At 70.7% G+C, this 26,920-nt stretch carries 18 protein-coding genes; 15 read left to right on the top strand and 3 right to left on the bottom strand.

Annotation, left to right across the window (positions count from 1 at the left end; translation table 11 throughout):
• Positions 1-10: 10 nt before the first annotated feature.
• From N4G70_RS18280 to N4G70_RS18255, 6 genes are all read left to right on the top strand, one after another.
• Entirely contained in the window at positions 11-2,128 is a 2,118-nt protein-coding gene (locus tag N4G70_RS18280; RefSeq protein WP_261713715.1) for a type IIA DNA topoisomerase subunit B, read from the top strand.
• 178 nt (positions 2,129-2,306) lie between these two features.
• Complete coding sequence (locus N4G70_RS18275; RefSeq protein WP_261713714.1) at positions 2,307-2,822, top strand: CcdC protein domain-containing protein; 516 nt, start codon at positions 2,307-2,309, stop codon at positions 2,820-2,822.
• Entirely contained in the window at positions 2,819-4,009 is a 1,191-nt protein-coding gene (locus N4G70_RS18270; protein WP_261713713.1) for a sensor histidine kinase, read from the top strand. The genes N4G70_RS18275 and N4G70_RS18270 overlap by 4 nt, the downstream gene beginning before the upstream one ends.
• Positions 4,006-4,704 carry a response regulator transcription factor gene (locus N4G70_RS18265; protein WP_261713712.1) on the top strand — a complete coding sequence of 233 codons (699 nt, stop codon included), beginning with the start codon at positions 4,006-4,008 and terminating at the stop codon, positions 4,702-4,704. The genes N4G70_RS18270 and N4G70_RS18265 overlap by 4 nt, the downstream gene beginning before the upstream one ends.
• 117 nt (positions 4,705-4,821) lie before the next feature.
• Positions 4,822-5,532 carry a DUF485 domain-containing protein gene (locus tag N4G70_RS37165; protein WP_399035891.1) on the top strand — a complete coding sequence of 237 codons (711 nt, stop codon included), beginning with the start codon at positions 4,822-4,824 and terminating at the stop codon, positions 5,530-5,532.
• Positions 5,532-7,127 carry a cation acetate symporter gene (locus N4G70_RS18255; RefSeq protein ID WP_261713791.1) on the top strand — a complete coding sequence of 532 codons (1,596 nt, stop codon included), beginning with the start codon at positions 5,532-5,534 and terminating at the stop codon, positions 7,125-7,127. Before N4G70_RS37165 ends, N4G70_RS18255 begins: the two co-directional genes overlap by 1 nt.
• Positions 7,128-7,138: 11 nt before the next feature.
• On the opposite strand, the gene N4G70_RS18250 is transcribed toward N4G70_RS18255, so the two are convergent.
• Positions 7,139-7,816 (bottom strand): response regulator, encoded by a 678-nt coding sequence (locus N4G70_RS18250; RefSeq protein ID WP_261713711.1) that lies wholly within the window; start codon positions 7,814-7,816, stop codon positions 7,139-7,141.
• Positions 7,813-9,552 carry a sensor histidine kinase gene (locus N4G70_RS18245; RefSeq protein ID WP_261713710.1) on the bottom strand — a complete coding sequence of 580 codons (1,740 nt, stop codon included), beginning with the start codon at positions 9,550-9,552 and terminating at the stop codon, positions 7,813-7,815. Before N4G70_RS18245 ends, N4G70_RS18250 begins: the two co-directional genes overlap by 4 nt.
• 423 nt (positions 9,553-9,975) lie before the next feature.
• On the opposite strand from N4G70_RS18245, the gene N4G70_RS18240 reads away from it, so the two are divergent.
• The 7 genes from N4G70_RS18240 (at position 9,976) to N4G70_RS18210 (ending at position 23,159) form a co-directional block, all read left to right on the top strand.
• Complete coding sequence (locus N4G70_RS18240) at positions 9,976-14,283, top strand: discoidin domain-containing protein (RefSeq protein WP_399035887.1); 4,308 nt, start codon at positions 9,976-9,978, stop codon at positions 14,281-14,283.
• Between the two features lie 144 nt (positions 14,284-14,427).
• Positions 14,428-15,435, top strand: coding sequence for a LacI family DNA-binding transcriptional regulator (locus N4G70_RS18235; protein ID WP_261713708.1), 1,008 nt, complete (start codon positions 14,428-14,430; stop codon positions 15,433-15,435).
• Positions 15,436-15,646: 211 nt separating this feature from the next.
• Positions 15,647-17,068 (top strand): extracellular solute-binding protein, encoded by a 1,422-nt coding sequence (locus N4G70_RS18230; protein ID WP_261713707.1) that lies wholly within the window; start codon positions 15,647-15,649, stop codon positions 17,066-17,068.
• 65 nt (positions 17,069-17,133) lie between these two features.
• Positions 17,134-18,081 carry a carbohydrate ABC transporter permease gene (locus N4G70_RS18225; protein WP_261713706.1) on the top strand — a complete coding sequence of 316 codons (948 nt, stop codon included), beginning with the start codon at positions 17,134-17,136 and terminating at the stop codon, positions 18,079-18,081.
• A 21-nt stretch (positions 18,082-18,102) separates the two neighbouring features.
• A complete protein-coding gene (locus N4G70_RS18220; RefSeq protein ID WP_261713705.1) occupies positions 18,103-18,978 on the top strand; it encodes a carbohydrate ABC transporter permease in 876 nt (291 codons plus the stop codon).
• Between the two features lie 108 nt (positions 18,979-19,086).
• Positions 19,087-20,658 carry a glycoside hydrolase family 13 protein gene (locus N4G70_RS18215; RefSeq protein WP_261713704.1) on the top strand — a complete coding sequence of 524 codons (1,572 nt, stop codon included), beginning with the start codon at positions 19,087-19,089 and terminating at the stop codon, positions 20,656-20,658.
• 47 nt (positions 20,659-20,705) lie between these two features.
• Positions 20,706-23,159, top strand: a complete 2,454-nt coding sequence (locus N4G70_RS18210; RefSeq protein ID WP_261713703.1) for a discoidin domain-containing protein — start codon at positions 20,706-20,708, stop codon at positions 23,157-23,159.
• 78 nt (positions 23,160-23,237) lie between these two features.
• Here N4G70_RS18210 and N4G70_RS18205 read toward each other — a convergent pair whose 3' ends face one another.
• Positions 23,238-24,470 (bottom strand): citrate synthase, encoded by a 1,233-nt coding sequence (locus N4G70_RS18205; protein ID WP_261713702.1) that lies wholly within the window; start codon positions 24,468-24,470, stop codon positions 23,238-23,240.
• Positions 24,471-24,589: 119 nt separating this feature from the next.
• Between N4G70_RS18205 and N4G70_RS18200 the strand changes: the two genes are divergently transcribed.
• Both N4G70_RS18200 and N4G70_RS18195 read left to right on the top strand, forming a co-directional pair.
• Positions 24,590-25,747: a citrate synthase/methylcitrate synthase gene (locus N4G70_RS18200; RefSeq protein ID WP_261713701.1), complete on the top strand. Its 1,158-nt coding sequence runs from the start codon at positions 24,590-24,592 to the stop codon at positions 25,745-25,747.
• Positions 25,707-26,909: a CobW family GTP-binding protein gene (locus tag N4G70_RS18195; protein WP_399035879.1), complete on the top strand. Its 1,203-nt coding sequence runs from the start codon at positions 25,707-25,709 to the stop codon at positions 26,907-26,909. The genes N4G70_RS18200 and N4G70_RS18195 overlap by 41 nt, the downstream gene beginning before the upstream one ends.
• The last annotated feature ends 11 nt before the right edge of the window (positions 26,910-26,920 follow it).

The following is a 26,920-nucleotide window of genomic DNA, read 5'->3' as shown; positions in this document are numbered from 1 at the left end:
AGCGAACTGCGTGACCGCCGAGACGTCCGTTCCGTCCACTGCGCTGCTGAGCGGGGCAGACCGCGACGGCTCCAACTACACCGCTCGGCATCTGCTCGTACTCGAAGGCCTCGAAGCGGTCCGCAAGCGACCCGGCATGTACATCGGGTCCACGGACAGCCGCGGCCTGATGCACTGCCTCTGGGAGATCATCGACAACTCCGTCGACGAGGCCCTGGGCGGCCACTGTGACCACATCGAGGTGATCCTGCACGACGACGCCTCCGTCGAGGTGCGGGACAACGGCCGTGGCATCCCCGTCGACGTGGAGCCCAAGACGGGGCTCTCCGGCGTCGAGGTCGTCATGACCAAGCTGCACGCAGGCGGCAAGTTCGGCGGCGGCTCCTACGCCGCCTCCGGCGGCCTGCACGGCGTGGGCGCCTCCGTGGTGAACGCGCTCTCCGCCCGCCTGGACGTCGAGGTGGACCGCGGCACCACGCACGCGATCAGCTTCCGCCGAGGCGTGCCCGGCATCTTCACCGAGCAGGGCCCCGACGCGCCCTTCGACCCGGGCAACGGGCTGCTCAAGGGCAAGCGCGTCCCCAAGGGCCGCACCGGCACGCGCATCCGCTACTGGGCCGACCGCCAGATCTTCCTCAAGGACGCCAAGCTCTCCCTGGAGACGCTCTACCAGCGGGCCCGCCAGACGGCGTTCCTGGTGCCCGGCCTGACGATCGTCGTGCGCGACGAGCGGGGCCTGGACGGGGAGGGCAAGACCGAGGAGACGTTCCGCTTCGACGGCGGCATCAGCGAGTTCTGCGAGTACCTGGCGCAGGACAAGGCCGTCAACGACGTACTGCGCCTCACCGGGTCGGGCACGTTCAAGGAGACCGTGCCGGTGCTGGACGACCGCGGCCACATGACGCCCACCGAGGTCACCCGCGAGCTGGGCGTGGACATCGCGCTGCGCTGGGGAACCGGGTACGACACCAACCTCAAGTCGTTCGTGAACATCATCGCCACCCCCAAGGGCGGCACCCACGTCAGCGGCTTCGAGCGGTCGGTCACCAAGACCGTCAACGAGGTGCTCCGCTCCGCGAAGATGCTGCGGGTCGCCGAGGACGACGTGGTCAAGGACGACGCCCTCGAAGGCCTCACCGCGGTCGTCACGGTCCGCCTCGCCGAGCCGCAGTTCGAGGGCCAGACCAAGGAGGTCCTCGGCACCTCGGCGGCCAACCGGATCGTCGCGCATGTGGTCGCCAAGGAGCTCAAGGAGTTCCTGACGTCCACCAAGCGGGACGCGAAGGCGCAGGCCAGAGCCGTCCTCGAAAAGATCGTCGCGGCTGCGCGGACGCGGATCGCGGCCCGCCAGCACAAGGAGGCGCAGCGCCGCAAAACGGCGCTGGAGTCCTCCTCGCTGCCGGCGAAGCTGGCCGACTGCCGCAGCGACGACGTGGAGCGCAGCGAACTGTTCATCGTCGAGGGCGACTCGGCGCTGGGCACCGCCAAACTGGCCCGGAACTCCGAGTTCCAGGCGCTCCTGCCGATCCGCGGCAAGATCCTCAACGTTCAGAAGGCGTCGGTCTCCGACATGCTGAAGAACGCCGAGTGCGGCGCGATCATCCAGGTCATAGGGGCCGGATCGGGCCGCACCTTCGACATCGACGCGGCCCGCTACGGCAAGATCGTGCTGCTCGTCGACGCCGATGTCGACGGCGCGCACATCCGGATCCTGCTGCTGACGCTGTTCCAGCGGTACATGCGTCCGATGGTCGAGGCGGGGCGGGTCTTCGCGGCGGTGCCTCCGTTGCACCGCATCGAGCTGGTCCAGCCCAAGAAGGGCCAGGACAAGTACGTCTACACCTACTCGGACAACGAACTGCGCAGCACCCTGCTGGAGTTCCAGCGCAAGAACATCCGCTACAAGGACACCATCCAGCGCTACAAGGGCCTCGGCGAGATGGATGCCGACCAGCTCGCGGAAACCACGATGGATCCGCGCTTCCGTACCCTGCGCCGGATCAACATCGGTGATCTGGAAGCCTCCGAGCAGGTCTTCGACCTGCTGATGGGCAACGAGGTGGCGCCCCGCAAGGAGTTCATCACCAGCTCCGCGGCCACCCTGGACCGCTCACGCATCGACGCGTGATCCCGGCCTGACGAACGCCGGCCCCGCGCTCGCGGGGGGCCGGCGTTCGTCGTCTCCACCCCAGGGTGGAGAGGGAATTTCCACCCTCGCTCCACCCCTGCGCCGATGTCTCTGACCAGGCCGTTTCCGTAGCGTCTTGGACGTACAGACCTTTCCGTCCCGTCGTCCGGAGGCTTCGATGTCCGCGCTTTTCAACGTGCTGGTGGCCGTCGCGGTGGTGGTCCTGATCCTGGTCCGCCAGATGAAGCCGCAGCAGGTGAACGGGGGCGGCCGCTGGTGGCTGGTGCCCGCGCTGCTGGTGTTCTTCTCGGTGCGCGACGGCGGCCTGGTGGACCAGCACCACCAGGTCGCGTCGATCGTCCTGCTCGGTACGGAAGTCCTGATCGGCCTGCTCATGGGCGTCGGCTGGGCCTGGACGTCGAAGATATGGACCGAACCCGACGGCACCACGTGGTCGCGCGGCACCAGGGCCACCGCCGGCATCTGGGTCCTGGGCATCGTCCTTCGGGTGGGGCTCGCGGGGCTCGGCGCCCTGGCCGGGATCCACCTGGGCACCGGCGCCATCCTGCTCGCCCTCGCCGCCTCCCTGCTCGTCCGCGGTGCCATCCTGATGTGGCGGGCCGGCCCGGCCCCGGCGTCGTACGGTGTGGCCGGCGAAAGCCCTGCCCGGCAGGTGTGGAGGGACCGCGTGTGACCCAGGAGAACTGGCTCGGCTGGCCCTCGCGGGAGGCACTCTCCCGCGTCGGCCTCAGCCGCGCCCGACGCAATCTCGCCTGGGGCATCAGGGCCCTGGTGTTCGGTGCCCTGCTCTGGTCCACCTTCACCAACGATCGCGCGGCCGGCGGCTGGGCGTGGGTGGCGGGGCTCGGTCTCGTGGCGGGGTGCGCCCTGCTGGCCCGGCTGTTCTTCCGCCTCACCTACGAGCACCGGCTGTGGCCGTCGTTGGTCTCCCTGCTCCTGATGATGGGGGCGGCGGCCGGTGCCCGGGCGGCGGGCTGGCCGGTGCCGGCGCTCGTGCTGTGGTGCGGGTGCGCGGTGACGGCACTGGAGCGGCTCCCCCTGGCGGCCGCCGTGCCGTGCACGGCCGTCGCGCTGGGCGCGTACACGGTGGCCGGGGACGACAACTGGCTCACCGCCGCGGTCACCGTGGCCGGGCTGGGGCTCGCGGGCTATGTACTGCGGCTCGACGCCGAGGCGCGCGGCACAGCCCAGCGGCTCCTCGCCCAGGAGCGGGCCGCGCGGGTCGCCGAAGCGGAGTCGGCGGCGCTGGACGAGCGGGCCAGGATCGCCCGCGAGATCCACGACGTACTGGCGCACAGCCTCTCGGCGCAGCTGGTGCACCTGGAGGCAGCGCGGCTGCTGATCGAGCGGGAGCCGCCGGGGGAGTTCCGGGACGCCGTCCTGGAACGGGTGGTGGCCGCCCGGGGCATGGCCCGCGAAGGGCTCGCCGAGACCCGCCAGGCGCTGTCCGCGCTGCGCGGCGAGATGAGCCCGGTGGAGGATTTCCTGCACACCCTGCTCGAGGGACCCGACGTGGGGAACGGGCGCGCCGCGGGTGCCCGGGTCCATGTGGAGGGCGAGCGCAGGCCCCTGCGGGCGGAGGCCTCGCAAACCGTACGGCGGGTGGTGCAGGAGGCCCTGACCAATGTGCGCAAACACGCGCCGGGCGCGGCCGTCGCCGTCCGGCTGGAATATCTCGCGGACGAAGTGGCCCTGGAAATACGGGACTCGGGGGGTCGCGGGCGGGCGGGGGAGCTCGCTGTCAGTGGCTGCGGATACGGTCTGCTGGGAATGAGGGAACGCGCCGAACTGCTCGGCGGGACGCTGGAGGCCGGGCCGGAGGAGGAGGGCTTCGTGGTGAGACTGAGGGTGCCCGCATGAGCGGGAGCGCGGCCGCGGCGCGGGGGACGATCAAGGTGGTCGTGGCCGACGACCAGTCCGTGGTGCGCGAGGGCATCGTGATGCTGCTCGGGCTGCTGCCCGGCGTCGAGGTCGTCGGCTCGGCGCGGGACGGCGAGGAGGCGGTCGCCCTCACGGCCCAACTGGCCCCCGATGTCGTCCTGATGGACCTGCGGATGCCACGCTGCGACGGCGTCGAGGCGACCCGCCGCATCCGCTCCGAGCACCCGGGTACGGAGGTGGTGATCCTCACGACGTACGCGGACGACGACTCGCTCTTCCCGGCGCTGCGGGCCGGGGCCCGCGGCTATCTCACCAAGGACGCCGGCGGCGACGAGATCGTCCGGTCGATACAGGACGTGCTCGCCGGGCAGGCCGGGCTCGCCCCCTCCGTCCAGCGCCGCCTCCTGGAGCGGGTGACGGCGCCCGAGCCCGCGCCCGTCGCGCCGGCCGAGCTCCCGGACGGGCTGACCGCCCGTGAGGGCGAGGTGCTCGGCCTGGTCGCCGAGGGGATGTCCAACCCCGAGATCTCCCGGGCCCTGCACATCTCGACGGCCACCGTGAAGACCCACATCAACAACATCTTCGGCAAGACGGGGGCGCGGGACCGGGTGCAGGCCATGCGGTACGCCTACCGGCACGGGCTGTCCCGGCCTCCCGGCAACTCCACTGCGTAACGATGCCCCCATCACCTAATGGGGTGAAGTCGGGGGCATGGCGGGCCCAGGGCCTGTCCGTTATGCACATCCTTGGGCACGCGGCCGAACGCGGTCGTGGGCAAGGAGAGTTGTTCGGTGGAGAAGCAGGAGGGGTGCGATCCCGCGGCGGCGCGGATCGACGACCCCTGGTATGACGCCCTGGCCTCCGGCTGGGGCGAAGTGGACGGCGAGCCGGGGCCCGTGACCGTGCCCGCACAGCACCGCGCGGACGAGGACGAGCGCCTCAGTCCGGCCGAGATCTACCTCGAAGTGCATCGCAGCGCGGCGTTCCAGGAGGTGCGCCGCCGTTACCGCCGCTTCGTCGTCCCGGCGGCCATCGCCTTCTTCGGCTGGTATCTCGCCTATGTGATCACCGCGGTCTGCGCGCCCGGTTTCATGTCCCGCCCGGTCGCCGGCGCGGTGAATGTGGCGATGGTCGCCGGACTGGCCCAGTTCCTGTCCACCTTCCTGTTGACCTGGGCGTACGCGCGGCATGCGCGGCTGCGGCGGGACCGGGCCGCACTGGAGCTGCGCTGGGTCGTCTTCGAGCAGAACCAGCAGCACCGGCAGCACCAGAGGAGCGGGAGCACCCCGGACCACCGTCCCGGCCTGAACGGCCGGCCCGGCTGGAACGTTCAGCCCGGCCCGAACGCTCAGCCCGGCCCGAACGACCGCCGCAGCCAGGGCAGTTACGGGAATCACAGTGGTCGCGGCAGTGACAGCAGCCAGTACGACCGGTCGGTTGATCCGGGGCGCGGGGCCCGGCAAAACGACGGACAGGGAACGACACGGGAGACCAACAGGTGATCGTCGGCGGGGACCATCAGACTCTGGCGCTGCTGCTGTTCAGCGCGTTCGTGGCGGCGACGCTCGCCATCACCACCTGGGTGAGCCGCAACCGGCACGGCTCCGCCGAGGAGTTCTACACCGGCGGCCGTCTCTTCTCGCCCATGGAGAATGGTTTTGCCATCGCGGGCGACTACATGTCGGCCGCCTCCTTCCTCGGCATCTCCGGTCTCATCGCGCTGTTCGGCTACGACGGCATGCTGTACTCGGTGGGCTTCCTGGTCGCCTGGCTCGTGGTGCTGCTCCTGGTCGCCGAACTGGTGCGTAACTGCGGCAAGTTCACCCTGGCCGATGTGGTCGCAGCCCGTATGAACGAGCGCCCGGTGCGGATCGCGGCGGGAACTTCCTCGGTCACCGTGTCCGTTCTCTATCTGGTGGCGCAGATGGTCGGCGCGGGCAGCCTGGTCGCCCTGCTGCTCGGCGGCACCAGCGACGCCGCGCGCAACTGGACGGTCATCGGGGTCGGCGCCCTGATGGTGGTCTATGTGTCGCTCGGCGGGATGCGGGCCACCACCTGGATCCAGATCGTGAAGGCCGTCCTGCTCATGGCGGGCACCATCACCCTCACCGTGCTGGTGCTGCTGCGCTTCCACGGCGACATCAACCTTCTGCTCAACTCGGCGGCTGAACACAGCGGCCACGGAAAGGAGTTCCTGGCGCCGGGCCTCAAATACGGCGGGGACTGGACGGCGCGGTTCGACTTCATCAGCCTGGGGCTCGCCCTGGTCCTCGGCACGGCCGGGCTGCCGCACATCCTGTCGCGCTTCTACACGGTGCCGACCGCGCGGGCGGCCCGGCGCTCGGTGGTGTGGTCCATCGGCCTCATCGGCGGCTTCTATCTGATGACGATCGTGCTCGGCTTCGGTGCGGCCGCGCTGGTGGGATCGGGCGCGGTCAAGGCGTCCAACCCCGCCGGGAACACCGCCGTCGCGCTGCTGGCCTACGACCTGGGCGGCGGTGCGGGGTCCACCGGTGGAACGGTTCTCTTCGCCGTGGTCGCCGCCGTCGCCTTCGCCACGATCCTCGCGGTGGTCGCGGGCATCACCCTCGCGTCCTCGGCGTCCGTCGCGCACGACCTGTACGCCTCGCTCCGGCGCAGGCACGCGAAGCAGCGCAGTGAGGTGACGGTGGCGCGGTTCGCCTCGGTGGGGATCGGCGCGGTGGCCATCGCGCTCGGGCTGCTGGCGCGGGACCTCAACGTGGCCTTCCTGGTCGGTCTGGCCTTCGCGGTGGCCGCGTCCGCGAACCTTCCGGTGCTGCTGTACTCGCTGTTCTGGCGGAACTTCACCACGCGGGGCGCCGTGTGGTCGGTGTACGGCGGTCTGGTGCCGGCGCTGGTGCTGGTGCTGGTCTCGCCGGTGGTGTCGGGCAGCCCCGAATCGCTCTTCCCCGGCGCGGACTTCCAGTTCTTCCCGCTCCAGAACCCGGGCCTCATCTCCATCCCGCTGGGCTTCCTCGCGGGCTGGCTCGGCACGGTGACCTCCCCGGACGTGCCGGACGAGGCGAAGCACGCGGAGGCGGAGGTGCGGGCCCTCACGGGAGCGGGGGCGGTGTGATCCGGGCCGCCCTACAACGAGGCGGCCCACTCATACCGGTGCTCCGGCCGGCCCGTTTCGCCGTAGCGCAGGCTTAGCCGTACGCGGCCGGCCCGTTCCAGGAGTTTCAGATAGCGCTGGGCCGTCTGGCGGCTCACGCCGGCGCGCTCGGCGATCTCCTGGGCCGAGAGCGGGCCCTCGGCCTCCTTCAGGACGCGGCGCAACAGGTCGGCCGTGGTGGGGGAGTGGCCCTTGGGGAGGTCGGGTTCGGCGGGGACGGACAGCGCGCCGAAGATCCGGTCCACCTCGGCCTGTTCGGCTTCGCCGCCGCCGTCCAGAGTGCGGCGCAGCGCCGCGTACGCCTCCAACTTGGCGCGCAGACCGGCGAAGTTGAAGGGTTTCACCAGGTACTGGAGGGCGCCCTGACGCATCGCCGCCTGCACCGTGGCGACGTCCCGGGCCGCCGTCACCATGATCACGTCGGTCTGGTGGCCCAGCCTGCGCAGCTCCCGTACGAAGGTCAGACCGTTCTCATCCGGGAGGTGGTGGTCGAGCAGCACCAGGTCCACCGGATGCTCGGCGATCCTCGCGAGCGCCTCCGCGGCAGAATGCGCCTGCGCGACCACCCGGAAACCGGGAACTTTCCGGGTGTACGCGGCATTGATGTCGGCGACCCGAGGGTCGTCGTCCACGACCAGTACATCGATCATGGTGTCCCCTCCCTGTTCGTGCTCCGGTCCGGACCGGTCCCGCCGCCGCTCACGGGCTCGCTCGCGGCCCCGGTTCCCGGCTCGCCCGGAGCCTGACTCGTCGGGTCGCCGCCCAGTGCCTCACTCAACGCGTCGGGCAGCACCACGGTGAACTCCGCCCCGCCCAGCGGCCCCGTACCGACCCGTGCGCTGCCGCCCATCCGCTCCGCGAACCGGCCGACCAGGGCGAGGCCGAGGCCGCGTCTGCCGTGGGCGGGGGGCTCCTTGGTCGTCCAGCCCTCGGTGAAGACCAGCTCGTGGCGGTCGGCGGGGATGCCCGGCCCGTTGTCGGTGACCCGCACCACCACGGTGCGTCCCTGTGCCCGGAGCTCCACCTCGACCGCGGCGCCGGGCGAGCCGGCCGTCGCGTCCAGCGCGTTGTCGATGAGGTTGCCGACGACCGTGACCAGGCCGCGCGGATCGACGAGCCGGTCGGGCAGCCAGGTGGCGGGGGACAGGCTCAGGGTCACCGCGCGTTCCGCGGCGACCGTCGCCTTGCCGACCAGGACGGCGGCGAGCAGCGGGTCCCTGACCTTCTCGGTGAGCTGCTCGGCGGTGGTCCGGTGCACCCCGACGACCTCGGTGACGTACTCGACGGCCTCCTCGTACAGCTCCAGTTCGAGCAGCCCCAGCAGGGTGTGCAGCCGGTTGGCGTGCTCGTGGTCCTGGGCGCGCAGGGCGTCGATCAATCCGCGCGTCGAATCCAGCTCGCGTCCCAGGCGCTCCAGCTCGGTGCGGTCGCGCAGGGTGGCGACGGCACCCCCGTCCTGCGTCGGCATCCGGTTGGCGACCAGGACGCGCTGACCGCGCACGGTCAAGAGGTCGGTGCCCTCGACCCGGCCGCCGAGCACCTCGGTCGTCCGTCCCGCGCCGAGCACCTCCTCCAGGGCCCGGCCGCCCGCCTCGGGACCGACGCCCAGCAGGCGCTGCGCCTCGTCGTTGAGGAGCCTGATCCGGCCGTCGGGGTCGAGGGCCACCACGCCTTCGCGGATGGAGTGCAGCATCGCCTCGCGCTCCGCCAGCAGCCCGGAGATGTCGGAGAAGGCCAGGTCGCGGGTTTGTTGGTGGATGCGCCGGGCGATCAGACAGGCGGCGAGCGCGCCGACCGCCAGCGCCCCGCCCGCATAGGCGAGCAGCCCGGGGATCGCGCTGAGGAGCCTGGCCCGCACGCTGTCGTACTCGATGCCCACCGACACGGCGCCGACGATCGTCCCGTCCGGTTTCCGCAGCGGGACCTTGCCCCGAGCGGAGCGGCCGAGCGTGCCGCTGTCGATCTCCATGACGTCGTGGCCCGCGAGCACGTCGCCCGGGTCGGTGGAGACCACCTGCCCCAGCTGCCGGGGGTCGGGGTGCGACCAACGCACTCCGCGCGTGTCCATGACCACCACATACTCGGCGCCCGTCGCCCGCCGGATCCGCTCCGCCTCGCCCTGTACCGGGCCCGCGGCGGACGGCCGGGAGGACAGCAGGTCGTCGACGACGCGCGGCTGGGCGGCGGTGGCCGAGGCGATGGCGAGCGCGCGCCGCATGGCCTGGTCGTCGAGCTGGGCACTGAGCGGGGCCAGGAAGAGTCCGGTGGCGAGCACGGCGACTCCGGCCGCGACCGCCAGTTGCATGAGCAGGACCTGGGAGAACACGCGCCGCGGCCAGCCCAGACGGCGCCGTCGCGCGGCGGTGCTGGTCGGTGGGGCGGTCATGGACAGGCACGTTAGACGGCCCGCTACCCATCCCGAAATCCCCGAAGGATCACGGCTCGGTTTCCGTGACGCGCGCCCGGACCCCTCACCCGCGACCCGCACGTCCCGCACTCCGCGCCCTCACCCGCCCGAGGCGGGGTGCCCAGGAGAGGAGTCCACACGGGCCGACGGCCCGATGAAAACCGCTTGCGTAAATTGCGGATATCTTGCGGGCGCCTGTCGTGCCGCCGGGAAAGCCCCAGCATGCGCCTACGACAGGGGGGAAAGCGATCGTTCCGGTTCGCCCGGGAACCCCGTGACCGGGGTTTTCCGGCTGTGTCGCAGGGATGGACGCGTGGACACAACTCTGCAACTCTCTCACCGCTCAGCGCAAAATACTTAGCTCTTTCCTGCAGAAACCCTAGTCGCGCAGATCGGGGACACATGAGAACGCACCGTTGGAGATGGCGTACGCGGATGAGAGTGCTCGCCGCGGTTGTCGCCACCAGCCTGTTCGTGATCGGTTGGCCGGCGCTCAGCGCCTCGGCGGCGGGCGGCCCGGACCTCGCCGCCGGAAAGCCCGCGTCGGCGTCCGGCGCGAACGGCACCTACCTCGCCAGGAACGTCACCGACGGCGACCAGTCCACCTACTGGGAGAGCGCCGGCACCGCCTTCCCCCAGTGGGTCCAGGCCGACCTCACCACCACGAGCACCATCGACGAGGTCGTCCTGAAACTCCCCGCCTCCTGGGGCGACCGCAAGGAGACCCTGTCCGTGCAGGGCAGCGCGGACGGCACGAGCTTCAGCACCCTGGTGGGGTCCGCCGCGTACAGCTTCACGCAGGCCTCGGGCAACACGGTGAAGATAGGGTTCGCCGCCTCAAGGGCCCGGTTCGTACGGATCGACATCACGGCGAACACCGGCTGGCAGGCGGCCCAGCTCTCCACCCTCGAAGTGCACGCGGCCGACGGGCCGAGCAGCACCAACCTCGCCCTCGGCAAGACGCTCACCGCGAGCAGCACCACCCAGACCTATGTCGCCGCCAACGCCAACGACGGCAACAAGGCGACCTACTGGGAGAGCGCCAACAAGGCCTTCCCGCAGTGGATCCAGGCCGACCTGGGTGCCACCGTGCCGGTCGACAAGGTGGTCCTCAAGCTGCCGGACGGCTGGGGAGCCCGCACCCAGACCCTCAAGATCCAGGGCAGCGCCAACGGCACCGACTTCTCCGATCTGACCGCCTCGCAGGGCTATGACTTCACCCCGGCGGGCGGCCTCACGGTGCCGATCACGTTCACCGCGGCCACCACCCGCCATGTCCGGGTGCTGATCTCCAACAACACCGCGCAGCCCGGCGGTCAGCTCTCCGAGCTGGAGATCTACGGTCCGACGAGCGGGGACACCCAGCCTCCGTCCGCGCCCAGGAACCTCGCCTACACCGAGCCCGCCACCGGCCAGATCCGGCTGACCTGGGACGTGGCCACCGACAACACCGGCGTCACCGGGTACGACGTCTACGCCAACGGCGAGCTGCGCACCAGCGTCGCGGGCACGGTCACCACGTACACCGACGCCCAGCCCGCGAGCGCCACGGTCGCCTACTACGTGCGGGCCAAGGACGCGGCGGGCAACCAGTCGGCCAACAGCAACACCGTGACCCGCAAGGGGAGTTCGGGCGACACCCAGGCGCCGACCGCGCCCTCGGGCCTCGCCTTCACGGAGCCCGCCGCCGGACAGATCAAGCTCACCTGGGGCGCCTCCAGCGACAACGTGGGCGTCAGCGGCTATGACATCTACGCCGACAACCAGCTGCTCAAGAGCGTGGCGGGCGATGTCACCACGTACACCGACAGCAGGCCGGTCACGGTCACCGTCTCCTACTACGTGCGGGCCAAGGACGCGGCGGGCAACCAGTCCGCCAACAGCAACACCGTGACCCGCAACGGCTCCTCGACCGGGGACGGTTCCAACCTCGCGGTGGGCAAGGCGATCACGGCGTCCTCGTCCACGTTCACCTTCGTCGCGGCGAACGCCAACGACAACGACACGGCGACCTACTGGGAGAGCGCGCCGGGCGGCTACCCGAGCACCCTCACCGTCAAGCTCGGCGCCAACGCGGACACCAACACCGTGGTCCTCAAGCTCAACCCGGACAGCGGCTGGGGCCGGCGCACCCAGAACATCGAGGTGCTCGGCCGCGAGCAGAGCGCCTCCGGGTTCACCTCCCTGGTCGCGGCCAAGGACTACGCCTTCGACCCGTCGAGCGGGAACACGGTGGGCATCCCGGTGGCTGCCCGGGTCGCCGACGTGCAGCTCAAGTTCACCTCCAACACCGGTGCGACGGGCGGGCAGATCGCCGAGTTCCAGGTCGTCGGGGTGCCCTCGCCCAACCCGGACCTGGAGGTCACCGCGCTGACGGCCATCCCGTCCGCCCCCGTCGAATCGGACGCCGTGACCCTGGCGGCGACCGTGCACAACAAGGGGACCAGCGCCTCGCCCACCACCACCGTCGCCTTCCAGCTCGGCGGCTCCAAGGCGGCCACCGCGAACGTCGGGGCCCTGGCGGCCGGCGCCTCGCAGACGGTGAGCGCCTCCATCGGCACGCACGACGCGGGAACCTATCCGCTGAGCGCGGTCGTTGATCCGGACAACACCGTCATCGAACAGAACGACACCAACAACAGCTTCACGGGCAGCCCCCTGGTCATCAAGCCGGTCGACTCCAGCGACCTGATCGCCTCCGGGGTCAACTGGTCGCCGAGCGCCCCCTCGGCCGGCCAGACCGTCACCTTCTCCGTGACGCTGAAGAACCAGGGCACGCTCGCCTCGACCGGCGGCAGCCACGGCATCACCCTGACCCTGCTCGACGACAAGGGCGCCACGGTGAAGACCCTCACCGGCGCCTACAGCGGGACGCTCAACCCGGGCGCCACCGCGCCCCCCGTGAGTCTCGGTGGCTGGACGGCCGCCAACGGCAAGTACACCGCGAAGGTGGTGATCGCCGACGACGGCAACGAGCTCCCGGTCAAGCGCGCCAACAACACCAGCGCGCAGGCGTTCTTCGTGGGGCGCGGCGCCAACATGCCCTACGACACCTATGAGGCGGAGGACGGTGTGACGGGCGGCGGCGCCCAGGTCGTGGGGCCCAACCGGACCATCGGCGACCTCGCGGGCGAGGCCTCCGGGCGCAGGGCCGTCACTCTCAACTCCACTGGAAACTATGTGGAGTTCACCACCCGGGCCGACACCAACAGCCTGGTGACACGCTTCTCCATCCCCGATTCGGCAGGCGGCGGCGGCATCAACGCGAGCCTGGACGTCTACGTCAACGGCGCCTTCCGCAAGGCCATCGATCTGAGCTCCAAGTACATGTGGCAGTACGGCGCCGAGGCCAGCCCCAACAACTCGCCGGGTTCCGGCGGCCCGCGCCACATCTACGACGAGGCCAACATCCTGCTCGGTGACACCGTGAAGGCGGGCAGCACCATCCGCCTCCAGAAGGACGCCGCGAACTCCTCCACCTACGCGATCGACTTCATCAACCTGGAGCAGGTCAGCCAGGTTCCCAACCCCGACCCGGCCGCCTATGCGGTGCCCGCCGGCACCGCGCAGCAGGACGTGCAGAACGCCCTGGACAAGGTGCGGATGGACACCAGCGGCAAGCTCGTCGGCGTCTATCTGCCGCCCGGCACCTACGCCACGAGCAACAAGTTCCAGGTCTACGGCAAGGCCGTGAAGCTGGTCGGCGCGGGCCCCTGGTTCACGCGCTTCGCCACCCCGCCCGACCAGGAGAACACCGACGCGGGCTTCGACGTCCAGTCCTCCGCCAACGGCTCCTCGTTCACCGGGTTCGGCTTCTTCGGCAACTACACCTCGCGCAACGACGGCCCCGGCAAGGTGTTCAACTTCGCCAACGTCGCCAACATGACGATCGACAATGTGTGGGTCGAGCACATGATGTGCCTGTACTGGGGCACCAACACCGACCACATCACCATCAAGAACTCCCGGGTCCGCGATCTGTACGCGGACGGGATCAACCTGACCAACGGCAGCAGCGACAACACCATCAGCAACGTGGAGGCCCGCTCCACCGGCGACGACAGCTTCGCGCTGTTCCCGGCGACCGACATCACCAACGCGGACGAGACCGGCAACGTCTTCGAGAACCTCAGCGCCCTGCTGACCTGGCGGGCCGCCGGATTCGCCGTCTACGGAGGCTCCGCCAACACCTTCCGCAACCTGTACGCCGCCGACATGCTGACGTATCCCGGGCTGACCATCGGCACGCTGAAGTTCGGCTCCATCCCCGCCCTCGGCTTCGGGACGGATCCGACGAACTTCCAGGGCATCTCCCTGGTGCGCTCCGGCGGCCACTTCTGGGGCGCCCAGGCCTTCGGCGCGCTGTGGATGTACTCGGCGGAGTACGTGTTCCAGGGGATCCGGATCAGTGACCTCGACATCACCGATCCGACGTACTCCGGGATCATGTTCCAGACGAAGTACAACGGCAGCACGCCGCTGAATCCGATCAAGGACAGTGTGCTGACCCATGTCAGCATCAGCGGCGCGAAGAAGAGCGGGGACGCCTTCGACGCCAAGTCCGGCTTCGGGATCTGGGCCAATGAGCTGCCCGAGCCCGGACAGGGGCCGGCCGTCGGCGAGGTGACGTTCACCGACCTCAAGCTGAGCGGCAACGCCCAGGACATCCGCAACACCACCTCCACCTTCAAGATCAACATCAATCCGTGACGGAGGCCATCGCCGCCCTTCGCCGACCGCCCCGGTGCTCCCGGGGCGGTCGGCGCGCGCCCCGGGAGGGGCCCGCCCTCCGCCAGACAACCCGGCCCGCCATCAACGCAAACGGCTTGCATGGCTTGCGCTAGTCTTGCGCTCATGACGCGACGACTTGCTCAGGTGGCGAAGAAGGTGGGAGTCAGCGAGGCCACGGTCAGCCGGGTGCTCAACGGCAAACCGGGAGTCTCCGAATCCACCCGGCAGGCCGTGCTCACGGCGCTCGACGTGCTCGGCTACGAGCGCCCGACCCAGCTCCGCGGCGAACGCGCCCGCCTGGTCGGCCTGGTCCTGCCCGAGTTGCAGAACCCCATCTTCCCCGCGTTCGCCGAGGTCATCGGCGGGGCCCTCGCCCAGCAGGGGCTCACCCCCGTGCTGTGCACCCAGACCAAGGGCGGTGTCTCCGAGGCCGACTACGTCGACCTGCTCCTCCAGCAGCAGGTCTCCGGCGTCGTCTTCGCGGGCGGCCTCTTCGCGCAGCGGGACGCCCCGCACGGCCACTACCAGCAGCTCGCCGACCGCAAGGTCCCGGTCGTGCTCATCAACGCCGCCATCGAGCACCTCGACTTTCCCGTGGTCGCCTGCGACGACGCGGTGGCGATGGAACAGGCCTGGCGCCACTTGGCCTCCCTGGGCCATCAGCGCATCGGCCTGGTGCTCGGGCCGCCCGACCACGTCCCCTCGCGGCGCAAGCTGGACGCGGCCCGGGCGCTCGCCGAGGCGGCCGGCGCCGCGTTCCCCGAGGACCGCGTCGAGCGCGCGATGTTCTCCCTGGAGGGAGGCCAGGCCGCCACCTCGCGCCTCCTGGAGCGCGGCGTCACCGGCATCATCTGCGCCAGTGACCCGCTGGCGCTCGGAGCCGTGCGGGCCGCCCGCCGGCGCGGGCTCGACGTGCCCCGGGACGTCTCCGTGGTCGGCTACGACGACTCCGCCTTCATGAACTGCACCGAGCCCCCGCTGACCACCGTGCGCCAGCCCATCGAGGCGATGGGCCGGGCCGCCGTCGAGCTGCTCTCCGCGCAGATCCAGGGCGGGGTGGTGCCCCCGGGCGAGCTCCTCTTCGAGCCCGAGCTGGTCGTGCGCGGCTCGACGGCGCAGGTGCCGCGCTAGCCGTTTGCGTTCCGTTGTTCCCAGCGCGTCGGGCCTGCCGCCCGGCGCGCTGTGGTGTGTCCGGGTCCTGCCGACCGCGTACAACGGACTGTCGAAGTTTTACGAAATCAGCGCGAGATATTGCGTAGTTGTGGCCCCGGTGGTTGAGTGTGCCGCGCCCCGCTGTCGTCAGCGACGGGCCTTCCACGCTCCTCCCTAAGGGGTCCTCCCGATGAGACGCACCTGGTTCAGCCCCGCACCACAGCTCCGCCGCACCGCCGCCACGGCCCTGGTCGGCGCCCTCGCCCTCACCGCGCTCGCCGCCTGCGGAACCAGCAGCGACACCGGGAGCGGTGACAGCAAGCCCGGCACCGGATCGAGTGACCCCGCGGCTCCGCTCGACCCGAAGACCACGGTGGACCTCACCATCGACTGCATGCCGCCGGCCGCCAAGGCCGCCGAGCTCAAGGAGTGGAAGCAGGACGTCGCGACGTTCAACAAGACGTATCCGAACGTCCACATCAACGGCAGGTCCACCCCCGGGCAGTGCGAGGAGCCGCCCCGCTTCACCGCGGCCCTCAAGGCGAAGTCCCAACCCGACGTCTTCTACGCGTACTTCACCGATCTCCAGCAGGTCCTGGACAACAACGGGGCCGCCGACATCTCGGCCTACGTCACCGGCACGTCCGTCCCCGCCCTGAACAGCATCGACCCGGCCGTGATGGGGGTGTTCAAGAAGGACGGCAAGATGTACGGCCTGCCCACCAGCAATTACCAGATGGGCATCATGATCAACCGGAAGCTGTTCAAGGAGGCCGGGCTCGACCCCGACAAGCCGCCGGCCACCTGGGACGAGGTCCGCCACGACTCGCAGGCGATCGCCAAGCTCGGGGGCGGCGTGTACGGCTACGGCGAGTACAGCGCCGAGAACACCGGCGGCTGGCACTTCACCGCCGCGATGTACAGCCTCGGCGGCGACGTGGTGGGCGCCGACGGCAAGGCAGCCTTCGACAACGCCACCGGCAAGCAGGTCCTCCAGCAGCTGCACGACATGCGCTGGAGCGACCGGAGCATGAGCCCCACCCAGCTCTTGAAGTGGGGCGATCTCCAGAAGCAGATCACCGCCGACAAGCTGGGCATGTTCCTGGCGGCGCCCGACGACATCGCGTACATGGTCCAGCAACTCGGCGCCCACTACGAGAACTTCGGCATGGGACCGATCCCCGGCGCGAAGGCCACGCTCACCGGTGGCAACGGCTACCTGATCAAGCAGGGCAGTTCGCCCGACAAGATCAAGGCCGCGATCGCCTGGCTCAACTTCAAGAACCTCTCGCCGGGCAAGGGCCAGTTCGACTGGGCCCGCACCAAGGCCGACCAGCTTCCGGTCGGCGTGCCGCAGCCCAACTTCTTCACCGGTGACGTCAAGGCCGCCGACCTCAAGTCCCGTACCGACAACGCCACCATGCCGGTCGCCAACTTCGCGCCCTACCTGGCCAACCCGGTCCCCGGCAAGGCGGAGCCGCCCAAGGCGCAGGAGGTCTACAAGGTCCTCGACAACGCCATGTCGGGGGTCCTCACCAACAAGGACGCCGACATCGCCAAGCTGCTCTCGACCGCCCAGGCGCAGGTCGACCAGGTCCTGGCGAACCAGTAGCGCGTACGGCGGCAGGGGCCGGAGCCCGGCCTCCGGCCCTGCCCGCCCCGGACTCAGGAGTGACGATGTCGGCCTCCACACTGCCCGCACGGCGGGAAACGACCCTCCCGCGCCAGGGCGCCGAACCGCCCGGGCAGAGCGGATTCGCCCGGGCGCTGCGGCGCAACCTCACCGCGCACGGCTTCCTGATCGGCGCCGTGCTCTGCTTCGCGTTCTTCTCCTGGTACCCGATGGTCAGGGAGTTCGTGCTGGCCTTCCAGAAGACGAAGGACGGCAGAACCACCTGGGCCGGCTGGTCCAACCTCAGCTACGTCTTCCACGACCCGGCCTTCTGGCAGGCCTGGCGCAACACCCTGCTCTTCACCGGCCTCGCCCTGGTCCTCGGCTTCGTGCTGCCGTTCCTGGTCGCCGTGCTGCTCAATGAATTCCGGCACGGGCAGGGTTACTTGAGGCTGCTCGTCTATCTGCCCGTGATGATGCCGCCGGTCGCCTCGGTGCTGCTCTTCAAATACTTCTACGACCCCGGATACGGCCTGTTCAACCGGATCTTCGACCTGTTCGGCCTGCCCGCGCAGCAGTGGCTCCAGTCCACCGACACCGCCATGCTCTCGGTGGTGATCGCGGCGACCTGGATGAACATGGGCAGCGCCACCCTCGTCTACCTCGCCGCGCTCCAGGCCATCCCCGGGGAGCTGTACGAGGCGGCCGAGCTCGACGGCGCGGGGCTGCTGCGCAAGATCTGGCACGTCACCGTGCCGCAGACCCGGCTGGTGCTGTCGCTGATGTTCCTGATGCAGATCATCGCGACGATGCAGGTGTTCACCGAACCGTTCCTGCTCACCAACGGCGCGGGACCGGAGGGCTCCACGACGACCGTGGTCTACCTCATCTACCAGTACGCCTTCAACTTCAACAACTACGGCGGCGCCGCCGCGCTCGGCCTGTGCCTGCTGGTGCTGCTCGCGGGCTTCTCGGCGCTGTACGTACGCCTCAGCCGCGACAGCGGCGACTAGCTCCGGACGGTGGGGGGACCCATGTCGACACGCACACTCATCTCACCGGCCACCCTCGGCCGCACCCGGGGCAAGGTCGTCTACTGGAGCGTCCTCACCCTGGTGATGCTCCTGTTCACCCTCGTCTTCATCGGGCCGCTGTACTGGATGGCCGTCAACGGGCTCAAGTCCACGGAGGAGTTCACCAGGATTCCGCCGACGCTCTTTCCGCACGGCCTGCACACCGACAACCTCGCCCAGGCCTGGCGCGTGATGGACTTCGCGAAGCTCCTGCTCAACACGGTCTGGTACGCCTTCGGGGCGCTCGCCTTCCAACTCGTCCTGGATGTGGCCGCCGCCTACTCGCTGTCCAAGCTCAGGCCCGTGTTCGGCAGGGCCATCCTCGCGATGATGCTGGCCACCCTCATGATCCCGGCCGCCGTTCTCGTCGTACCGCAGTATCTGACCGTCCTCGACGTGCCGATCTTCAAGCGGAACCTGCTCAACACGCCCTGGGCGATCTGGCTGCCGTCCGTCACCAACGCCTTCAACATCTTCCTGCTCAAGCGGTTCTTCGACTCGATCCCGCGCGAGCTCCTGGACGCCGCGTCCATCGACGGGGCATCCCCGCTGCGAACGCTGCGCTCGGTGGTGCTGCCCATCTCCCGGCCGATCCTCGGCGTCGTCTCCATCTTCGCGGTGGTCGGCGTCTGGAAGGACTTCCTCTGGCCGATGCTCACCCTGCCCGACCCCACCAGACAGACCCTCAACGTGGGCATCTACTCGCTCGCCCAGGGCGTCCCCGAGAACTGGCTCACGGCCGCCCTCGCCATGGCGTCGATCCCCACCCTGCTCATCTTCGTCGTGTTCCAGCGCAACATCATGAGCGGTCTCACCGCGGGCGGCCTCAAGGGCTGACACCCCGGTCCCGCCCTCCCCGCACTCCGCCGCCGGCCCCACCCACCCCGCCCCCGCTGAAACAACGGGGCCGACGGCGGGATCCGACCTGCCCGAAAGGACCGTCCCGTGGCAGCCCACGAAAGCGACGACTGGTGGCGCTCGGCCGCCATCTACCAGGTGTACGTACGCAGCTTCGCCGACGGTGACGGCGACGGCACCGGCGACCTCGCGGGCGTCCGGGCGAAACTGCCCTACCTCGCCGAACTGGGCGTCGACGCCCTGTGGTTCACCCCCTGGTATCTGTCCCCGCTCGCCGACGGCGGCTACGACGTGGCCGACTACCGCGCCATCGACCCCGCCTTCGGCACCATGTCCGAAGCCGAGAAACTCATCGTCGAGGCCCGCGAGCTCAACATACGGACCATCGTCGACATAGTGCCGAACCACATATCGGACCAGCACATCTGGTTCCAGGCGGCCCTGGCGGCCGGCCCCGGCAGCCCCGAGCGGGAGCTCTTCCACTTCCGGCCCGGGCGCGGCGAGCACGGCGAACTCCCGCCCAACGCCTGGCCCTCGCAGTTCGCGGGCGAGACCTGGACCCGGGTCGGGGACGGCGAGTGGTACCTCCATCTGTTCACTCCCCAGCAGCCCGACCTCAACTGGGCTCACCCCGCGGTGCGCCAGGAACACGAGGACGTGCTGCGGTTCTGGTTCGAACGCGGCGTGGCCGGTGTACGCATCGACTCGGCGGCGCTGCTCGCCAAGGACCCCGAACTGCCCGAATTCGCCGAGGGTGTCGACCGGCACCCCTATATCGACCGCGACGAGCTCCACGACATCTACCGCTCCTGGCGCACGATCGCCGACGAGTACGGGGCGGTCTTCGTCGGCGAGGTGTGGCTGCCCGACAGCGAGCGCTTCGCCCGCTATCTGCGGCCCGACGAACTGCACACCGCCTTCAACTTCACCTTCCTCACCTGCCCCTGGGACGCCGCGCTGCTGCGCGCCTCCATCGACGACACGCTCGCCGAGCACGCCCCGGTCGGCGCGCCCGCGACCTGGGTGCTGTGCAACCACGACGTGACCCGCACGGTCACCCGCTACGGCCGCCAGGACACCGGCTTCGACTTCGCGGCCAAGCGCTTCGGCACCCCCACCGACCTGGCGCTCGGCACCCGCCGGGCGCGCGCCGCCACCCTGCTGTCGCTGGCCCTGCCCGGCTCGGTCTACCTCTACCAGGGCGAGGAACTGGGCCTGCCCGAGGCGGACATCGCCCTCGACCGCATCCAGGACCCCATGCACTTCCGCTCCGGCGGGGTGGACCCCGGCCGCGACGGCTGCCGTGTCCCGCTGCCCTGGACGGCCGAACCGTGGGCCACGCCCTGGCTGCCGCAGCCTCCCGACTGGGCCCGCTACGCCGCCGACCGCCAGGCCGGCGACCCCTCCTCGATGCTCGCCCTCTATCGACGGGCCCTGCTGCTGCGCCGCACCCAACCCGGCTTCGGCGACGGGGAGTTGACCTGGCTCGACGCCCCGGACGGTGTGCTCGCCTTCGCCCGCGAGGACGGTCTGCGCTGCCTGGTCAACCTCGGCGACGCGCCGGCCCCGCTCCCCGCTCACCGCTCGCTCCTGCTCGCGAGCGGCCCCCTCACCGACGGGCTGCTCCCCAAGGACACGGCGGTCTGGCTGCGCGCCTGACCCCGTCCGCCCATCCCCGCTCCTTCCCCCACGAAAGAGGGTGTGTCATGCGCATGATCCGAGCCGCGATCGACGCCGTACGCCAGGAGCCACCACCCCCACCGCCCACCGGGGGAACCCCCGGGCGCACCGCCTCCGCCACCCGGGCCGGCGCGGTCGTCGCCGCGCTCGCCTGCGCGGTGGCCCTGGGCGCGGCCGGGCTCGGCGGCGGCGCTCCGGCGTCGGCCGCCGAATCCGCACCGCTGTCCCCGCTGGCCGTCGCGGGCCGGGGCGCCACCGTGCCGTTCACCGAACTGGAGGCGGAGGCCGCCGCCACCACCGGCACGGTCATCGGCCCCGACCGCACCTACACCACGCTGCCCTCGGAGGCCTCCGGCCGCAGCGCGGTGAGGCTCGACGCGGCGGGCCAGTACGTCGAGTTCACGCTCACCAAACCGGCCAACGCCGTCGACATCCGCTACAGCGTCCCGGACAACGCGGCGGGCACCGGCATCAGCGCGCCCATGGAGCTCTCCTCCGGCGGAGCCAAGCTGAAGGACCTCACCTTCACCTCCAAGTACGGCTGGTTCTACGGCAGTTACCCCTTCCAGAACCAGCCGGGCGACAAGCCCCACCACTTCTACGACGAGACCCGGGCGCTGCTGGGCAAGACCCTGCCCCAGGGCGCGAAGGTCAGGGTGACGCTGCCGTCGACGACCGCGACCCCCTGGGCCGTCGTCGACCTGGCCGACTTCGAACTCGTACCGGACCCGGTGGGCCGGCCGGCGGGCTCGCTGTCCGTGGCGGACTACGGGGCCGACGCGAGCGGCGCGGCCGACTCCACCGCCGCCTTCCAGCGGGCGGTCGACGCCGGGAAAGCCCAGGCCAAGACGGTCTACATCCCGACGGGCACCTTCAAACTCACCGACCATGTGGTGGTGGACCAGGTGACCCTGGCCGGGGCGGGACCCTGGTACTCGGTGCTGACCGGCCGCAGCGCCACCGATCGCACCCGCGCCGCGGGGATCTACGGCAAGTACGCCGTCGGCGGCGGTTACAAGGGCGGGATACGCCCCTACGAGGCGGGCGGACCCAGCCGCGACGTCGTCCTGAAGGACTTCGCGCTGATCGGCGAGATCACCGAGCGGATCGACGAGGACCAGGTCAACGGGATCGGCGGCGCCCTCAGCAACTCCACCGTCGACGATGTATGGCTCCAGCACACCAAGGTGGGCGCCTGGATGGACGGCCCCATGGATGGCTTCCACATCAAGAACAGCCGGATCCTGGACCAGACGGCCGACGGCGTCAACTTCCACTGGGGGGTGACCCATTCCTCGGTCGAGAACACCTTTCTGCGCAACACCGGCGACGACGGTCTGGCCATGTGGTCGGACACCGTGACCGATGCCAACAACACGTTCCAGAACAACACCGTGGTCGCACCCGTCCTCGCCAACAACATCGCGCTGTACGGGGGCAGGGACAACGCGGTCACCGACAACGTCGTCGCCGACACGGTCACCAACGGCGGCGGGCTGCACGTCGGCAACCGGTTCGACGGCGTCAACCCGGGCAGCGGCACCGACGTCCAGGGCACCATCACACTGGCCCGCAACACCACCATCCGGGCGGGCAACGCGGACCTCGGGTGGCCGTTCCCGATCGGCGCGGTGTGGTTCGACTCCCGCAACAGCACCATGGACAAGGCGACGGTCAACGTCACCGACACCGACATCCTGGACAGCTCCTACGCCGCCATCCATTTCGTGTCCGGCACCACCAAGGGCGTCACCTTCTCCCATGTGAACATCGACGGCACCGGCACCTTCGCCCTCCAGTTCAACGACCCCGCCCAGCTCGGCATGAGCGGGGTCACGGCGAAGAACCTCGGCTTCTCCGAGCCGGTCTACAGCTGCCTCGGCGGCAACCTCGCCCTGACCCAGGGCGCCGGAAACTCGGGCTGGAACGGCAAGCTGCCCGCCACCTACTGCGGCGAGTGGCCCAAGCCCAACTACGACCACGGCGGTACCACCACGCCCCCGAGCAGCCCCCCGCCCACCGGGCCGACCTCGCCGCCGCCCAGCAGCCCGCCCGCCGACCCCGACCTCGCCAAGGGCCGCCCGGTCACCGAGACCTCGCACACCCAGGTCTACGACGCGGCCAAGGCCGTCGACGGCGACGCCACCACCTACTGGGAGAGCGCCAACAACGCCTTCCCGCAGTCGATCACCGTCGATCTCGGTTCGGTACGGAGCGTGGGACGGCTGGTCCTGAAGCTGCCGCCCGCGACCGCGTGGGGCGCCCGCACCCAGACGCTGTCCGTGCTCGGCAGCGGCGACAACGGCTCCTACGGGCAGCTCGTCGCGAGCCGCGGCTACACCTTCGACCCGGCCACCGGCAACCGGGTCACCCTCGCCCTGCCCGCGAACACCGCCACCCGCTATCTGCGGCTCACGGTGACCGCCAACACCGGCTGGCCGGCCGCCCAGGTCAGCGAGTTCGAGGCGTACGCCCCCTGACGGAGCGGCACATCGCCACCCCGGGATCGCCGCGCACACCCGCGCGGCGGCCCCGGGGCCCTCGCGTTCCCGGCCGCCTCAGCGGGGCAGCGGGCGCGGCGGGCGGGGGCCGATGTAGTGGCCACTGGGACGCATCCGCAGGGGGCGTTCCGCGTACTCCTCCAGGGCGTGGGCGATCCAGCCGGCCGTGCGGGCCACCGCGAACACCGTCTCACCGGCCTCGGCGGGCATGCCGAACGCGACGCTCATGACGGCGAGCGCCAGGTCCACGTTGGCGTGCAGCGCGGTGTGCCGGGCCGTTGTGTCGATCACGTCGCGCGCCGCGGCGAGCGCCTCGCGGGCCTGGGGCATCGCGTCGAGGAGGGCGAACAGGGCCTGGGCGCGCGGGTCCTCACCCGGGTAGAGGCGGTGGCCGAGGCCCGGCACCCGCCGCCCCGAGCGCAGATGGTCGGCGACGACGGGCGCCGCGCCGCCGCGTTCGAGCACCTCGGCCAGGGCGCGGTGGGCCAGACCGCTGGCGGCTCCGTGCAGCGGGCCCTCCAGGGCGCCGAGCCCCGCCGAGACCACGGCGTAGGGGTGGGCGCGGGCGGAGGCCGCGACCCGGACGGCGAGCGTGGAGGCGGCCAGATCGTGGTCGATGAGCAGCGCGAGTGCCGTGTCCAGCAAGCGAATTGACTGTTCGTCAGGGGTCTGTGGGGTCAGGCGCCGCCAGAGCTGCCAGGCGAGCCGGCCCTCGCCCCGGTGTTCCTCGCCCACCGTCGGCAGCGCCCCGACAAGGGTGGGGATCAGCATGCGGCCACACCCCAGGACGGCCGGGGGATCGAGGTCGAAGCGCAGTGGATCGGCCGCCGAGACCGCGACCGCCGCGGCCCGTAGCCGGTCCATGGGGCCGCTGTGCTCGGGCAGCGCGCCGACCGCGCGCCGGGCCGCGTCCAGGAACCGCGGCGGCGCGGTGAAGCGCGGGCCGTGCGTCAGCTCCCCGGTCCACACCCACTCCGCGACCTCCTCGAAGCCATAGGCGGTGGCGAGCTCGACCGCGTCGACGCCGCGGAAGTAGTAGCGGTCCTTGTCGATCAGGGTGAGCGCGGTGCGGAACGTCAGCTCGACGCCCGGGCCGGCCGGGCCGGGCTCCCGGCGGCCGCCGCGCCGGGCGAGGGCGTCGACCTCCCTGGCGTCGAAGGTGGAACCCCGCCCCCCGGGGGCCCGCTCACTGCTCAACTGTCCCCGGCTCACATACGCGTAGACCGTCTCGGGTTTCACTCCGAGCCGCTGCGCGGCCTCGCGGGTGGTGAGCCGTGCCTGATCCGTCATGGGGCCACCGTATCCATAGCGACATTCCCCTCGACTCAACATTGATTCAATCAACATTGACATTCATTGAGTCAATCATGGACAGTCGAATCAATATGGAGAACCAAGGAGGCAGCCACATGGCCGGCACCATCACCGCCCCCGCCGCGGTACCCCGCGGGCTCGCGGGCGTCGTCGTCACGGACACCGAACTCGGTGACGTCCGCGGCCGGGAGGGCTTCTACCACTACCGCCAGTACTCCGCCGTCGAGCTCGCGGGGACCCGTACCTTCGAGGACGTCTGGCATCTGATGTTCCACGGCGAGCTGCCCGACGCCGAGGGCCGCGCCGCCTTCACCGCCCGTACCGCGCGCCTGCGCCACCTGCCCGAGGGTGTCCGCAGGGCGCTGCCCGACCTCGCGCGCACCGGCGCCCCGGCCGGACCGCTCGCCGGGCTGCGCACCGCGCTCTCCCTGCTCGGCGCGGCCAAGAACTTCCGGCCCGTCTACGACCTGGACGCCGCCCAGCGCGCCGAGGACGCGCTGGCCGCCTGCGCCGCCGTGCCCACGCTGCTGACCGCCCTGCACCGGCTCGGCCAGGGCCTTGAACCGGTCGAGCCCCGCGACGACCTGCCGTACGCGGCCAACTACCTCTACATGCTGACCGGTTCACTGCCCGGGCCCGAGCACGTGCGGGCCATCGAGCAGTACCTCATCTCCACCATCGACCACGGCTTCAACGCCTCCACCTTCACCGCCCGCGTCGTCGCCTCCACCGGCGCCGATGTCGCCGCGAGCCTGGTCGCCGCGGTCGGCGCGCTCTCCGGGCCCCTGCACGGCGGCGCCCCCAGCCGGGCCCTGGACACCCTGGACGCGATCGGCACCCCCGACCGCATCGACGGCTGGATCCGCGAACGCGTTCTGGCCGGCGAGCGGATCATGGGCTTCGGGCACCCCGTCTACCGCACCGAGGACCCCCGCTCCCGCATGCTGCGCGGCATCGCTCAGGGCTTCGGCTCCCCGCTCGTGGAGTTCGCCGTCGAGGTGGAGCGCCGGGTCGAGGCGATCCTGGCCGAGCTCAAGCCGGGCCGGGAACTGCACACCAACGTGGAGTTCTATGCCGGCGTGGTCATGGAGCTGTGCGGGCTGCCCCGCGCCATGTTCACCCCCACCTTCTGTGCCGCGCGCGTGGTCGGCTGGAGCGCCAATATCCTGGAGCAGTCGGCGGACTCGAAGATCATTCGTCCGGCGGCCCGCTATGTGGGCCCGCCCCCGCCGCAGCCGGTCCCCGCAGTCTGAAAGGCCCCAGGTGAGCAGCGCGAGCAAGCAGATCCCCGTCCTCGTCCTCGCGGGCTTCCTCGGCTCGGGCAAGACCACCCTGCTCAACCATCTGCTCCGGGCCTCCCGGGGCACCCGGATCGGCGCCGTCGTCAACGACTTCGGCTCCATCGAGATCGACGCCATGACGGTGGCGGGCCAACTCGGCGACTCCACCGTCTCGCTCGGCAACGGCTGTCTGTGCTGCGCCGTGGACAGCAGCGAACTCGACCTCTACCTGGACCGGCTCACCCGGCCCGCCGCCCGCCTCGACGTCATCGTCATCGAGGCGAGCGGCCTCGCCGAACCCCAGGAACTCGTGAAGATGCTGCTGGCCAGCGAGAACCCGCGCGTCATGTACGGGGGTCTTGTCGAGGTCGTCGACGCGGCGGAGTACGACGCCACCCGGGACAAGCACCCCGAGATCGAGCGGCATCTGGCCATCGCCGACCTGGTGGTGCTCAACAAGACCGACCGGGTCGACGCGGGCGACCTGGCGCGGCTGCGCGCCTCACTGGCCACCGGCGCCGCGGTGGTGGAGTCCTCCTACGGGCGGGTCGACCCGGAGCTCTTCTTCGACCCGAGGCCGGTCACCGAGCGGGTCGGACAGCTCGCCTTCGACGACCTCCTCGACGACGAGGAGCCGGACGGCTGCGCCGAGGACCACGAGCACCACGCCGGATGCCAGGGACACCGGGCGCATCTGCACGCCGGGTACGAGTCCGTCGCCTTCACCTCGGACGTACCGCTCGATCCCCGCCGTCTGATGGCCTTCCTCGATACCCGGCCCGAGGGTCTGTACCGCATCAAGGGCTTCGTCGACTTCGGCGCCGCCGACCCGCGCAACCGCTACGGGGTGCACGCGGTCGGCCGGTTCCTGCGCTTCCACCCCGAGCCGTGGACGGGCGAGCGCGAACGCCGCACCGAGCTCGTCCTCATCGGGGCCGGGATCGACGCGCCCGCCCTGGAGGGCCGGCTCGCCGCATGCGTCGCGAACGACGTGGACCAGACCCCCGAGGAACACGCGATGTGGGGCGTCCTGCGCTATGTGCCCGAGCCCGAACAGCCGGGCGGGGACGGCCAGGAGCCGGAAGGGGCCGAAGAGGCCGGGGAGTTCGCTGAACTCCCCGGCCCCGTCGGCTAGTTGACCCCCGT

This window comes from Streptomyces sp. ASQP_92, from assembly GCF_025399895.1.
GTDB lineage: Bacteria > Actinomycetota > Actinomycetes > Streptomycetales > Streptomycetaceae > Streptomyces.
The sequence above is the reverse complement of the archived record's forward strand: the minus strand, read 5'-3'. Positions and strand labels throughout refer to the sequence as shown.